13 protein-coding genes and 2 pseudogenes are annotated in these 12747 nt (G+C 68.4%); 8 read left to right on the top strand and 7 right to left on the bottom strand.

Translation table 11 applies throughout. From position 1 onward, the window contains the following. The first annotated feature begins 138 nt into the window (after nucleotides 1-138). The gene (locus OG462_RS41180) at nucleotides 139-828 is read left to right on the top strand and encodes a DUF5954 family protein (protein ID WP_406066056.1); all 690 of its coding nucleotides are present in this window, start codon (nucleotides 139-141) and stop codon (nucleotides 826-828) included. A gap of 166 nt (nucleotides 829-994) precedes the next feature. Here the strand turns inward: OG462_RS41180 and OG462_RS41175 are convergent, their stop codons facing one another. Together OG462_RS41175 and OG462_RS41170 are read right to left on the bottom strand one after the other, a co-directional pair. Further along, nucleotides 995-1414 (bottom strand): MmcQ/YjbR family DNA-binding protein, encoded by a 420-nt coding sequence (locus OG462_RS41175; protein ID WP_406066054.1) that lies wholly within the window; start codon nucleotides 1412-1414, stop codon nucleotides 995-997. A 126-nt stretch (nucleotides 1415-1540) separates the two neighbouring features. Then, nucleotides 1541-1714 carry a hypothetical protein gene (locus OG462_RS41170; protein WP_406066052.1) on the bottom strand — a complete coding sequence of 58 codons (174 nt, stop codon included), beginning with the start codon at nucleotides 1712-1714 and terminating at the stop codon, nucleotides 1541-1543. Nucleotides 1715-1991: 277 nt separating this feature from the next. On the opposite strand from OG462_RS41170, the gene OG462_RS41165 reads away from it, so the two are divergent. Continuing rightward, nucleotides 1992-2444 carry a phospholipase gene (locus tag OG462_RS41165; protein ID WP_406066050.1) on the top strand — a complete coding sequence of 151 codons (453 nt, stop codon included), beginning with the start codon at nucleotides 1992-1994 and terminating at the stop codon, nucleotides 2442-2444. On the opposite strand, the gene OG462_RS41160 is transcribed toward OG462_RS41165, so the two are convergent. The 3 genes from OG462_RS41160 to OG462_RS41150 are packed head-to-tail and all read right to left on the bottom strand — an operon-like array spanning nucleotide 2417 to nucleotide 4476. Next, nucleotides 2417-2620 carry a hypothetical protein gene (locus OG462_RS41160; protein ID WP_406066048.1) on the bottom strand — a complete coding sequence of 68 codons (204 nt, stop codon included), beginning with the start codon at nucleotides 2618-2620 and terminating at the stop codon, nucleotides 2417-2419. The two genes, OG462_RS41165 and OG462_RS41160, sit on opposite strands and share 28 nt — an antisense overlap. Before the next feature lie 12 nt (nucleotides 2621-2632). Next, nucleotides 2633-3286, bottom strand: coding sequence for a response regulator (locus tag OG462_RS41155; protein ID WP_406066046.1), 654 nt, complete (start codon nucleotides 3284-3286; stop codon nucleotides 2633-2635). Continuing rightward, a complete protein-coding gene (locus OG462_RS41150; RefSeq protein WP_406066044.1) occupies nucleotides 3283-4476 on the bottom strand; it encodes a sensor histidine kinase in 1194 nt (397 codons plus the stop codon). The genes OG462_RS41155 and OG462_RS41150 overlap by 4 nt, the downstream gene beginning before the upstream one ends. Nucleotides 4477-4575: 99 nt before the next feature. On the opposite strand from OG462_RS41150, the gene OG462_RS41145 reads away from it, so the two are divergent. After that, a complete protein-coding gene (locus tag OG462_RS41145; RefSeq protein WP_406066042.1) occupies nucleotides 4576-5571 on the top strand; it encodes an SDR family NAD(P)-dependent oxidoreductase in 996 nt (331 codons plus the stop codon). A gap of 25 nt (nucleotides 5572-5596) precedes the next feature. On the opposite strand, the gene OG462_RS41140 is transcribed toward OG462_RS41145, so the two are convergent. After that, nucleotides 5597-5848, bottom strand: a complete 252-nt coding sequence (locus OG462_RS41140; protein WP_406066041.1) for a hypothetical protein — start codon at nucleotides 5846-5848, stop codon at nucleotides 5597-5599. Nucleotides 5849-5935: 87 nt separating this feature from the next. Here OG462_RS41140 and OG462_RS41135 point away from each other — a divergent pair, with 87 nt between their 5' ends. Further along, nucleotides 5936-6607, top strand: a complete 672-nt coding sequence (locus OG462_RS41135; protein WP_406066040.1) for a hypothetical protein — start codon at nucleotides 5936-5938, stop codon at nucleotides 6605-6607. A 5-nt stretch (nucleotides 6608-6612) separates the two neighbouring features. Here OG462_RS41135 and OG462_RS41130 read toward each other — a convergent pair whose 3' ends face one another. Further along, the gene (locus tag OG462_RS41130) at nucleotides 6613-6753 is read right to left on the bottom strand and encodes a hypothetical protein (protein WP_406066038.1); all 141 of its coding nucleotides are present in this window, start codon (nucleotides 6751-6753) and stop codon (nucleotides 6613-6615) included. Nucleotides 6754-6995: 242 nt separating this feature from the next. Here OG462_RS41130 and OG462_RS41125 point away from each other — a divergent pair. The 4 genes and pseudogenes from OG462_RS41125 to OG462_RS41110 all read left to right on the top strand — a co-directional run. Next, nucleotides 6996-7304 (top strand): annotated as a pseudogene (locus tag OG462_RS41125) (IS5/IS1182 family transposase); the annotation flags it as partial. Nucleotides 7305-7491: 187 nt separating this feature from the next. Next, a complete protein-coding gene (locus OG462_RS41120; protein WP_406066036.1) occupies nucleotides 7492-9342 on the top strand; it encodes an N-acetylmuramoyl-L-alanine amidase in 1851 nt (616 codons plus the stop codon). A gap of 561 nt (nucleotides 9343-9903) precedes the next feature. Next, nucleotides 9904-10109: pseudogene (locus OG462_RS41115) on the top strand (IS701 family transposase); the annotation flags it as partial. A gap of 1975 nt (nucleotides 10110-12084) precedes the next feature. Continuing rightward, nucleotides 12085-12729, top strand: coding sequence for an RICIN domain-containing protein (locus OG462_RS41110; RefSeq protein ID WP_406066900.1), 645 nt, complete (start codon nucleotides 12085-12087; stop codon nucleotides 12727-12729). The last annotated feature ends 18 nt before the right edge of the window (nucleotides 12730-12747 follow it).

Below are 12747 nucleotides of genomic sequence, written 5' to 3'. Positions count from 1 at the left end.
GCGCCCGGACTTCTCCATCGTCATGAAGTCGGCTTGTCGAGGACCCCTGCGAAGAAGGCGGCGCCGAAGCAAGCGACGGCGCGTCACCGGAAGTCCGCCTGAGGACGAAGCCGACCTCGTTGTCTCCAGCCCGGGACGGTGGACGATCCGGCGAAACCCGAACCCCTCTCCCCCGACTGGAGCCCCGGCGCCCGCAGTCCGCGGGTCGACGACGGCCTCGTCCTGGACCCGGACGCACCCCTCTCCCCGTTCCAGACCTCGGAACGGCTGTCCTTGCGCTCCCTGACCTACACCGGGACCAGGTTCCCGTACCCCGTACTGCACGACTCCGCGCAGGCACTGGAGACCCACCCCGACGTCGTGCTCATGACGGCAGCGTTCCTGATCGTCGAGCGGTCCGGCAACGAGCCCTGGACACCGGGCGGTGGTCTGCAGGCCACCGCCCACGACGCCCGCCGGACCCTGGCCTTCGCCCTTGCCTGGTGGGAACCGCGCAATCGCGGCCTGATCCCCTACGACGCGGAGACAGATGTCGACGCGCACACCGTCGTCGCCGAGAACACCAGCCCCGCGCTCGCGGAGGTGGCGGCGTTCGCCGAAGCCGCAGTCCGGCTCCGAGCCGACCGCCGGCTCAACCAGGTCGAGGTCCACGACACCATTTCCCGGATAGCCCGCGCCCCCCGGCTGCTGCGCGGGGGCCCCGACGGACCGGAAGGCCCCCGCCTCTCCGACATCAACACCCACGCCCCCGGCGCCCTCCACCCGCACCTCGACGAGCACGGCGCGCTCCACTTCGAAGAGCCCGCGGAGGACCAAGCCGCCTTTTGACCGCGTGAGCGGGCCCCACCGCCCGCTCAGCGCCCGGGAGAACGCCCAGGCGTCTGATCCACGACACCGTCACGCTGTGCGAGGGGACGGCCTAGCGGGGACGGGCGGTGCTGCCCTCAGCACGCGGGCGAGATCGCTGGACTTCCACGTCGAGGCCCGCCGCCGGTCAGCTGAGCGGTGGCAGGAGGGGGAGCCGGGCGGCGAGGAACTTCGGAGCCATCTCGCGGTAGCTGTCGGTGATCAGTTCGGCCAGCTCGGTCCAGTCGGTGTGGTCACCGAGAAGGGCGGCGACGACGTTATGGCCCCAGCCGGCGCGGAGGAACGGGAACCCGGTGGCGGTCAGGCCGAGCAGGTCGTCGGCGGGTACCCGAAAAGTCATCACGACCGGTTCCTGATCTGCGGTTACATACGAGGCGTAGACCGGGGAGCGATCCACGTCCGGCGTGTAGACATGGGCGAACGTCCGCGTACGGATCCGCCAGCGCACGCCGACCCAGGCTGGTTCCTCGTACGACTCGGGCAGCTGCCGGCAGATCGACCGCAACTTGTTCAGGATCTCCGGCGGCACGTCTCCAGGACTGGACATAGGCCGACACTATCGACCGCCGCGAATTCCGCGCCAGACGCGGCTGGGCAGGGAACCCGCGTGGCGGCGCGGAGCCCCAGCGCCTGGCGGGTTGCTGGGGCCCTACGCGAAACCAGTGCGTGGTGATCAGTGCCCGTGGTGCACGCGGGGCGAGGGGCCATTTCTCTTTTCCGGGTGTGCCGACAGGACGTAGCGCGGGTGGCGGAGAGGTGAGAGGCCGAGGAGCCCCATCAGCTGGACGGGGTCGGCGCTGTGGCGTGCCTCGTCGACGATGCGGTCCACGCGCAGGCGGCCGGGCACGGAGCCTTTCCCAACCTCATGTCGATGCGTGGTGAAGGACGACGTCCGCGAACAGCGGCTGAAGGTACTGCCGGAATCCAGGCGGTGACTCGCCCGGCAGGGTAGAGCCGCCCCATGACATCGGAAGGTACCGCTCGCGGTTCCCGCGGCCGCTCCCGCCGACAACTCCCTGCGAAGGCCAACACGCCAAGGTCTATACAAACGCTGTTGCCCCGTCAATCATCTTGTCATGTACCTGCGGCACGTAAGGCGGGCCGCAGTCTCATGGAGGTGTGGGATGCACCAAAGACTTTCCGTCGGCCTGTCCGCCTCGGCCCTTGCCCTCTTCACCACCGTCGTCACCGCCACTGTCGCCACGGCTGCCCCTGCCGACAAACCCCAGGTGCTCTCCAGTTGGACGCAGACCAGCGCGTCGAGCTACAACCTCTGGGCCGCCGCCCGGGCCAATCAGGGTGCATGGTCCGCCTACGCCTTCGACTGGTCGACCGACTACTGCTCCACCTCGCCGGACAACCCCCTTGGCTTCCCCTTCGCGATGTCGTGCGCCCGACACGACTTCGGCTACCGCAACTACAAGGCCGCCGGCACCTTCAGCGCCAACAAGTCCCGTCTGGACAGCGCCCTGTACGAGGACCTCAAGCGCGTGTGCCTCAACTACAGCGGTGCCACGAAGACGACGTGCAACAGCACGGCGTGGACCTACTACCAGGCGGTCAAGGCCTTCGGCTGATCGACCATGCCGCGCAGGACGTGCACCAGCCCGTACCCGTAGAGCAGCTCAGTGGCCTCGGCGGACAGCACGGCGGGCAGCGGCCGGGGCAGCAGCGCCATTCCGGTACGGGCGATGGCCTCCGCTTCCTCGGAACAGCACAGCAACCGCTCCGCGTCAGCCCAGACCGCATCCACCCGCAGCCACGGTCAGTCCGGAGTGATGCCAGTGAGGACAGCGAGAACGGCGAGACGGATGCGGTTATCTCGGCCCGTCTTCGCCATCAGGCTCGCCACGTGCGTCTTCACCGTGGTGACCCCGAGATGCAGCCGGTCGGCGATCTCCTTGTTGGACAGGCCCACGCCGAGCAGGCCGAGTACCTCCCGCTCGCGCGGGGTGATAGCCGGTCCCGGGAGGTCCGTACGGGTGTCGGAGGAGGAACGGGCGTGGAGAGCCCGGGCGACGAGACGGTCAAGGATGTCCCGGCTGAAGGAGGCCTCTCCGTTGGCGGATCGGCGTACGGCATCCAGGAGTTCGGTCGGTGGGGTGTCCTTGACGAGGAACCCGCAGGCTCCAGCCGCGAGCACCGGATACAGATGGTCGTCATCGTCGAACGTCGTGAGGGCGACGACCCGGGTGGCAGGGCGCGCCGCCAGGATGCGGCGGGTGGCCGTGATGCCGTCCATGCCGGGCATCCTCAGGTCCATGAGGACGACGTCGGGAGTGAGGCGTTCAGCCAGTCGTACCGCCTCCGCCCCGTTGTCCGCCTCGGCCTGGATCTCGATGTCCTGAGCCTGCTCGAAGAGCATGCGCAGCCCCATGCGGACGAGCTGCTGGTCGTCGACAACGAGGATGCGGATCACGGCTTGGGCTCCATCTCAGGCGTGAAGGCGGGCAGTTCGGCCGTGAGTCGCCAGCCCCGAGCCGCGGGGCCCGCATCCAGCCGGCCGCCGAGCAGGTCCACGCGTTCGCGCATGCCAATCAAGCCGTGTCCGGATGAACCCGAGGCCGGTGGCCGGGTTCTTCCGGCCCCGTCGTCGTGGATCGTCACGTGTACGGCGCTATCGGCCACCCGCACGGCCAGCTCGGCATGTGCGCCGGGCCCGCCGTGCTTGGCCGCGTTGGCCAAGCCCTCCTGGGCCAGGCGGAGGACCGCGAGGCCACGTACCGCGTCGAGCCGTGCGACACGCGGGTCCACGGAAGCGGTTACGGCCAGGCCGCTCTGGCGGCTGTGTTGCACCACCGACTCCAATGCCGTCGACAGTGCCCCGGGCGAGACCAGGGAACTCGTGTCGGCACCGGTACGGTCCGGGGCGCGCAGTACAGCCACCAGGCGCCGCAGATCGGCCAGTGCCGCGCCGGCACTGGAGTGCAGGTCGTCGAGGACTTCGGTGATCCGCGGGTCGGTGGTGCTGGTGGCGGCGATGACATGCCGGGCGACACCAACGCGCAGCACCATGGAGGAGACGTGGTGGGCCACGAGGTCGTGCAACTCGCGCGCGATGGTGGTGCGCTCCGCTGCGCGGGCGGCCAGCAGCTGTTGTTCGGCGCGCAGTCCCTGCTGCTCTGCGAACTGACGGGCGTGCACTGCGGCGTCGCGGGTCACCCGTACGTACGCGCCCAGGAGCAGTGGCAGGCCTGCGACGATGCCCATCTTGTAGAGCACCGGGAGGAGTTCGCCGGGCAGGCCATCAAGTCGGTTCACAGCGACGGCGAGCGCCAGTGCCGTCGTTCCGGCGGCCAGGCGGCGCCCGGACTGCCGAACCGCCAACTCGAAGAGAGTCACGGCGGCCAGCACCTTCAACGAAGAAACGGTGCTCGCACCCAGCGCGTGTGCGACAACGAGCAGGCCCGACTGCGCCAGGAGCGCGCCGAACGCCCACTTACCCGCGACCAGGCACAGCACGAGCGCGGCTGCGGCAAGGCCCCAGTCCTGCGCTCCGGACGGCCGCTGCAGCAGCAGGAAATCGCCGATCAGCACGCCGGCGAGCGCAAAGACCCGTGTGACGGCGAATCTCCTGTCGAAGGCAAGCTCGATCCAAGATCGGTTCACGCGGCCCACGATAGGCGAGCGCCCGTGCTCCTGGGGTCCTGCCATGGGAGGAGGGCAACTCCTCCTACCGGCCGCGATGTCCGGCCCGAGGAGGGAGCCGTGCGCCCGGAACGGGCTGCCAATGTGCTCGTCATGGATACGAACGCGAACACGGATATGAGTACCGACACGAACGCGAAATCCGAGGCCACGGGGCGGCGGGCCCTCCTCGGTGGTGCAGCTGCCCTGGGCCTGGCGACCGCGGCCTTCGGCACCACCGCCCATGCGGTCGGCGCCCAGCCCAGGTCCCGCAAAGCGGCAGGCCGCTTTGCGGGAAAGTCGGTGCTCATCACGGGAGCCACATCGGGTATCGGCAGGGCGACGGCGAAGGCGTTCGCCGAGGAGGGCGCCCATGTCGGATTCTGTGGCAGGCGAGCCGACTTGGGACGCCAGGTGGAACGGGAGATTCGGGACGCGGGCGGCGAAGCCACGTACATCCAGGCCGATGTCCGGATAGCCGCCCAGCTACAGACCTTCGTGGACCGGGTCGCGAGCCGTTACGGCGGCATCGACGTGGCCTTCAACAACGCCGGCATCGGCGGCGGCAAACTGCCCCATGAGATGAGCGTCGAGGAGTGGGATGACGTCCAGGCCACCAACGCCCGAGGCGTGTTCCTCGCGATCAAGTACGAGATCCCGCACATGCTCAGGGCGCAGCGCGGCGTCATCATCTGCACCTCGTCGTCAGCGGCCGAACAGGCGCGGCCGAACAGCGCCGCATACACCGCAAGCAAGCGGGCGGTGCAGGGAATAGTGAAGTCCGCAGCGCTCGCGTACGGCCCCAAGGGAATCAGGCTCAACGCCCTGCTGCCCGGCACCACCGACACCCCCTTCGTCCGCCCGCCGGGAATCCCGGACGCGGATTGGGCCAGGTACAAGCAGGCATGGGGGCCGCTCAACGTCGACGGTCTCGAACGGATGGCCGATGCCGAGGAGATCGCGCGCGCGGTGCTCGGGCTCGCGTCCGACGACTTCCCCTACATGACGGGTGCGTCGGTCTCCGTGGACGGCGGAAGCACCACGGGCCGGAAAATGATCCAACCGAACAGTGCCTGAGGTTGGGCCCTTGCCCCTTGGGCGGTCATCGGCGGACACCGCCGCGGGTGGCGAACCAGGCCGTCAGCGCGGCACCGCCGATGCCGATCGCGCGGTGGAACGCGGAGTCGAGCTCTTTCAGGGCTGTGCCGGGCCCGAAGAGCTCGGTGGTGATCTCGCCCTTGTCGTTGACGCGGGTGGCGGTGCAGTGGTCAATGCAGCCGCGCTTGCCCACCCGATCAGCGAGTGTTGGTAGGTTCCGATATTCGGGCGTGCGGAATAGGGCAATGAGGCCCATGCCTCCAGCTCGACCGGGACACGGTGCCACAGGAGGCACAGGGGGCCGGCGCCTGCTGTCCCTGGGCTACTCGGTAGCGTCCTTCTGGTGAATCTCAACCTCTTCAACGATGTGCCCGACGGCCTGACTCGACGAGCTCGATCGTTCGTCCAAGTGCACGGAGTCAAAGTCGACGTCAGGCACGTCGAGGACCACAGACAGTGGTGGCTTGAGCGAGACATCCCGGCGGCGGTCATCGACCGAATGGCGGCTTATGAGGAGCGCTGGGGCGGTCTGGTCCTACCACCCGCATCTCGGTACGACGGCGGCCCGAGGTACCTCGAAGCAGACTCCCCTGAAGGCTCTGAATCTGAAGGTTGGTGGTTCGAGGCTGGGATGCAGAGGAGCGCGGTCCCGTACAGGTTCACGATCGGGCCGTCTGGCGAGTTCGGCATTCACTCAGGTCAGTGGGTGCCTCTCCATGCCACCGTCGAAGGCTGGGTGGAGTCGCTCGCGCTGACCCACCACGCGTCCATGTGGGCGAAGCAGATCGTCAAGGTCACCGGCGACGATGTCGATGGCATCGTGCTGGACGGGTTCGAGCCGGTGCGCGAAGTGATGGGACTGGCCGACACCTGGTGGCGAGGAGCCGACTCGCTGGTGGTGGTCTATACAGGTGAGGCCGAGACCCTCTCCTTTCCGCAGGGCCGCACCGCGTTGATCTATTCCGGCTTGGATGAGTGGGGCCTGCGAGGAGGCGTCAAGGACAGCACCACCTGAGGACATCAGGAGTGATCCAGAGTCTCGCCGGCGCCGGCGAGCACTGCCCGCAGCGGGACGCGGTGGACCAGGACACGGGCGACCGTGATCGCGGTGGCGAGCTCCAGGCGCTCGCGGTCATAGGGAGCGAAGGCGAGGGGGCTCATCCCGTGTTCCACCCCGCGGCGCAGGATTCAGCCTCGCCCCTAACCTGCAGAGAGGGCGAACGGCGATCCTCGAGCGCCGGGTTCCTGCCGAGGATCTGGACGGCTTCGACGACCCCGATGTCGGCGAGATCCAGGTGGTCCACGAGTTCCTCTGAGGCGGGGGCTTACTGCGGGGGACACGCTGGCCCGATACGGTGATCCTGACGTGGGCGGCATGATCACGAGCGTCGGAGCGTTCCTGGATGGCCCCCGTTCACCGGGCTGCTCCTGTGGCAGGTCGGCATTCCGGTGACGGTTCTGCGACGCGAGGTTGTGGACGCGGTGTGCGGGGGTGGGCCGTGGAGCCTGTCGCATGAGGACCGGGCCCTGCTCATCGCGCCCGCCGGAGTACGAGCCTCGCCATGCGCCAACTGACTTCGTTGCTTGGGATTTCCAAGCCGGCGGCGGACCGGATCACTCACCATCTCGGGCCGATGTGCGCGCTGCGACCCCGCAAGCGGTTCGCGAAGGACACCGTGTTGATCGCAGACGGCACCCTGGCCCCCACGCGTGGGATCGCTGCTCCGGTGCGGTGACGGGGCTGTATGTGTTGGGCGTGTCGGTGGGACCGAAAGGCCCCCGTCCAAAGGATTGTGACGGCCGCAGCATCGGCCCTGGACCGAACCACGACCGCCACAGCGAAATGGACATGGTGTGACCAGAAGACACAGGCGGCACCGGGGTTTCGGCGCTGCGGGAGTGGCGGTAGCCCTCATCTGGGGATGTGCCACTGCTGGGAATGCCCGGCCCTCCGACGCGGCACCCGGCGGCTTCGAGCGGGCGGCCGAGCAAGCGGCAGCAGAATTCGGTGTGCCGAAGGAAGTACTTCTCGGAGTCAGCTACGAGTCCTCGTGGTGGGAGGCCAATGACGGCCACCCGAGCACCAAGGGTGGCTACGGTCCGATGCACCTGACGGACACGACGTCCGGGAGAACGTACGACCATCGCCCAGGCGAAGGGCCGGTGGACGCAACGGGCACCGACGACCCGTCCGAGCACACGTTGCAGGCTGCCGCCGCGATGATCGGCGTGGCGCCCCCGACTCTCAAGCGGGACGAACTGCAGAACCTTCGAGGCGGCGCTGCACTGCTCGCCTCGTACCAACGGCAGATCACCCGTGAGATGCCGCCCGACCCAGGTAGCTGGTACGGGGCTGTGGCGCACTACAGCCAGGCCGCCGACACCGCCGCGGCCGGGCGGTTCGCCGACGGCGTGTTCGCAGTGATCCGCACCGGCAAGCAGAGGGTGCGTAAGGACGGCCAGAGGGTGTCCTTGCCGAAGACGCCGTCCGTCCGTCCGACGAGGTCACAGCTCGCGTCCCTGGGGCTGCGGACGTCGGCCGCGGCGGCAGTGCCGGAGTGCCCCAGCGAGCTGAATTGCCGGTTCGTTCCCGCTGCTGCCTCGAACTACCAGGTGTCCACGCGGAACTCGAACGGCATGGACGTCAACTTCATCGTCATTCACGACCTCGAAGGGTCCTACGACGGGGGAATCAGCTGGTTCCAGGATCCCGTCAGCGGGGTTTCCGCACATTACGTGATGAAGGCCGACGGCAGTTCGGCAACGCAGATGGTTGCCACCAAGGACATTGCTTTCCACGCCGGAAACTACTGGATCAACCTGCACGGCGTCGGTATCGAACTGGAGGGATACGCTGCCCAGGGGCCCACCTGGTTCACTCCGGCCCAGTACAAGGCGACTGCCGCGCTGGTGGTCTACCTGGCACGGCGCTTCGATGTCCCGCTGGACCGCAAGCACGTCATCGGGCACGACAACGTCCTTCCGCCGAGGCCGGCCCGCGCGCCGGACGCACACTGGGACCCCGGCCCCTACTGGGACTGGGAGAAGTTCATGGCTCTCCTCGCCGCCGATCACCGCCAGGAGCGCGAGGCCGAGGGAGGAGAGACGGGCGGGAACATCGGAATCGGACAGGCGGTCACGATCGCCCCGGCGTACAGCAAGAACGCGCAGACGGTGACGGTGTGCGCCCCGACGTGCCGGTCCCAGACACAGCCTTCGAACTTCCTCTACGTGCGCACGGAGCCCCGCGCCGACGCTCCGCTCGTCTCCGACCTCGCCCTTCGCCCGGACGGGTCGGCGGGAAGCGACCGCATCGACGACTGGGGATCCACCGTGATGTGGGGGCAGGAATTCGTGGTCGCCGACATGCGAGGGGACTGGACGGCCATCTGGTTCGGTGGGCAGAAGGGATGGATCCACAACCCGGCGGGCATGAACACTCGCCCCGTCCCGAACGCGCGGATCGTCCGTCCCGCGATCGGGGCGAAGTCGGTCTCCATTTACGCAGCGGCCTACCCTCGAGCCGACGAGTACCCCCAGGGAGTGCCTGCATCGGACCAGACGCGGTTCGACATGTACGCGTTCCCTCAGGGTCAGGCGTACGTGGCCGCTCGCACATCGGTGGACGCCGACGACTTCTTCCCTGCCACACCCACGCGCCCGGAGGTTGTGGTCACCGGTGACCAGAGGTATGACGTGATCCAGTACAACCGGCGCCTGGCTACGGTGAACACCGCGGAGACAGGCTGATAGCCCCGGAGCTGAGTTTCGGTTCTGGCACGAATTCCGTGATCTGGCGCAGCTGCTTGGGTTCATGACATCTGGCAGGCGGAAGAACGACCAGGCCAGCGCCCCTGGCGAGGCCAGGGTCCTGGCGCGTACAGCCCGACGTCACAGATCTGGCTTCGGGCTTCGGGCTTCATCACGGCGAGCCGCGAGCACACGGCGCCTTGCAGTCAGGGCAACTGCGGTTCGGTCCAGATGATCTTCCCGGTCTCGGAGTACCGCATCCCCCTCCCCCAGCGGTGGGCGATCTGCCCGACCAGGATGAGACCCCGCCCACCCTCATCAGTGTCCACGGCCAGGCGCACTCGCGGCGAGGTACCGCTGGTGTCGGCGACCTGGCAGATCAGCGTCCGCGCACACACCAAACGCACGCCGATCGGGCTGGCGCCATGTCTGGATGGCGTTGGTGACCAGCTCACTCGGGATCCGTTCTGTGCCGAGGACCAGACAGGACCGTGCGCAGCCGCTCTCGTACTGCAACGGTCTTTGTCATGACGGTTGGAGAGGTGGTTCGTCGGTCTGGTCATGGGTGGGGAACTGTCTGACGTCCGGTTATGGGTGGGCGAACCGAGTGCTCTGCACGAGCGGTTCGTACACCGATTGCCAGGTCGGAGCCGCGTGAGTCGGCGCTGGCTCATATGCGCGGGCTGATCGCCCCGCTGGAGCGGAAGAACGGCTGGACGCTGGCCGAGGAGGCCGGGCATGCGGGTCCGGACCGGATCCACCGGCTGCCGGGCAGCCCGGTCTGTCTGGCGACCGGCCGCCCCATGGCGGGGTCCACCAGCGGATAGCCCGCGTGCCCGGCGATCAGCCCGGTGACGTCCGGGACGACCGAGCATCCCCATCTCTCCCTTGCAGGGATGGACGGCCGCACCGGCGGTATGCGGGCTGGGCGAGCTGCCGGTTGCTCACGGGTGGTGATCGAAGGGATTCGCGAGGTGAGAAATTAGATGAATCCTTCACTGAATTCACGTCAATAACCATCCGAGTTTATTTCAATTACATAACAGGATCACCGGAAAGGCCTGGACCAAGTCTTTGAGATGCAACCAACTGCCCTTAATCCAGAGCGAGTTGAGTGTTCATCAGAAACGGTAGCGTAGGTAACGGAATGGATTCTTTGAGCACTCTCCCCTTTGTCCGAATTCTTCACCGGGAGGTTCTGACAGGCTTCCGCGCACCCAGTCTTCTGACCAAAGAGTTGAGGTGTGCATGCCTAGACATAGGAAGCCGAAGGAGAGTCAGGCACGCGGGGCACGGCCTCGCAGACCCTTCATAGGCGTAACCGCCGCGATGGCCATCGCGGCGGTCATAGCCGGGGGGATCGCCTACGGGGCGGGACGCGCGGACTCGGGCAAGACTCCGCTCGCCCGCATCGAGACCCCCGTCACCGACATCGCCGACACCGCCGTCCCCGCCGCTGCGCCGGCCAGGAGCGTGGAGCCCGAGCCGATCCAGAAGAAGCCGACCAACGAGCCGGCCAGGGGCATGGTGTACGACGGGCTCAAGGTGGCCCCTGAGGGAGACCGCTGCGCGGGCGTCTACGCCACCGCCAACGGTTTGTGCACCCACGGCCCCGACGCGCCGCCCAAGGGCGTCGACATCAAGAAGGACACTCCACCCGCGGTCAAGTCCGTGACACCCGCGGCCGATCCCGCCGAGCCGACCGCGCCGCAGCCCGCGCCCCGTAAGAGCCAGGGACCCTCGCAGGACACGCCCGCCGTCGACGCGCAGGCCCCGCGTACCACGGCCGCCGCCGCGTCGCCGAGCCCCTCCACCGCCACCGCTCCGGCCGGCACCGGGACCACCACTACCGCCGCGGGGCCCGCCGGGCAGACCGTCCAGTGCGACAGCGACGGCAGCACCGGCAACCGGGTCCAGGTCCTGTACGTCCACGGCCCGGGACGCGACCGGTACTCCGAGTACCTCGCCTCCTTCCGCAAGTGGGCCGCCGACGCCGACCTCATCTACTCGGCCAGCGCCGAGGAGACCGGCGGCGTCCGCCACATCCGGTACGTGGCGGCCGCGGACTGCACGCCCACCGTCCTCGACATCGAACTCCCCGACTCCGCACTGGCCGAGTTCAGCGCCACCAACCGCGCGCTCGCCGCCAAGGGCCTCGACCGACGCGATCGCAAGTACATGATCTTCGCCGAAGCGCAGGTGTACTGCGGCATCGGCACCTTCGCCGGGGACGAGCGGCCGGGTCAGTCCAACCTGAGCAACTTTGGCCCCTCGTACGGGCGTACTGACAGCGGCTGTTGGGGCGGGCACACCGCGGCCCACGAACTCGGCCACAACCTGGGCGCGGTCAACAACAGCGCGCCCAACACCAGCCGGGGTGCGCACTGTACGGACGAGTGGGACGTGATGTGCTACTCGGACAGCCCGTACTACCCGCAGATGCGTAACGTCTGCACCAACCGGGCCTCCGAGAACATCCTCGACTGCAACCACGACGACTACTTCCACACCAGCCCGCGGCCCGGCAGCTATCTCGCCACGCACTGGAACATCGCCGACAACCAGTTCCTCATGCGGACCAAGGGAGGCGGTACCGGACCGGACCCGACACCGAACCCCACACCCAGCCCGACATCCACCCCCACCCCGTCCCCCACGCCCACGCCCACGCCCACGCCGACCGGGCCCCGGCCGGGCGCCGGACCGGACGTGACGGTCGGCCAGATCCAGGCGGACTCCGTCGTGGTGAGCTGGCCGCGGGTCAGCGGAGCGTCCTGGTACCAGGTACTCCTCGACGGCAGGCACCTGACCTGGGTCCAGGGCACCGCGCTGCGGATCTACAACCTGCGGCCGGGCACCTCGCACACCGCCTCCGTCTCCGTCCGCGACGGCCAGGGCCGTGACAGCGGACCGGGCCGGGTGACGAGCTTCCGTACCGCCGGGGCGGGCGGCACCACCACCCCCGACACCCGCTATCTGCTCTCCAACGGCAGCACCGGGCTGAGCGCCCAGCTGTGGGGCGGCCGGAGCGCCGACGGCACGGTCCTGGTCGGTGCTCAGAGCAACGGGTACGAGCAGCAGCAGTGGTACTTCGACGACGCGGGCAGCGGTCTCGTACGCGTCCGGTCGGCGGCCTCGGCCAAGTGCCTGCAGCCCGGCGGCACGCCTGCCCCCGGCATGTGGGTGGCCCAGCAGCCCTGTGCCGCCGGCTCCTCTGCCCAGCAGTGGCGGATGACGGTCGTGAACGGCGCGGTCACGCTCACCGACCGGAGCGGGTCCTACGCACTGACCGTCAGCAACCGCCCGTACTACGGGACCTGGCTGCTCGACCTCCAGCGCGTGGACGGACGGCCGGCTCAGATCTGGACGGCCCGCCGGGCCGGCTGAGCCGGCCCGCAGGTCGCA

It is taken from the genome of Streptomyces sp. NBC_01077, assembly GCF_045162855.1.
GTDB lineage: Bacteria > Actinomycetota > Actinomycetes > Streptomycetales > Streptomycetaceae > Streptomyces.
This window is presented reverse-complemented; position numbering and strand designations above follow the sequence as displayed.

Bases quoted from the DNA above. Each gene is read 5' to 3' on its own strand.
- OG462_RS41175 (WP_406066054.1), bottom strand. From the start codon at position 1,414: ATGTCCAGTCCTGGAGACGTGCCGCCGGAGATCCTGAACAAGTTGCGG.
- OG462_RS41165 (WP_406066050.1), top strand. From the start codon at position 1,992: ATGCACCAAAGACTTTCCGTCGGCCTGTCCGCCTCGGCCCTTGCCCTC.
- OG462_RS41140 (WP_406066041.1), bottom strand. From the start codon at position 5,848: ATGGGCCTCATTGCCCTATTCCGCACGCCCGAATATCGGAACCTACCA.
- OG462_RS41130 (WP_406066038.1), bottom strand. From the start codon at position 6,753: ATGAGCCCCCTCGCCTTCGCTCCCTATGACCGCGAGCGCCTGGAGCTC.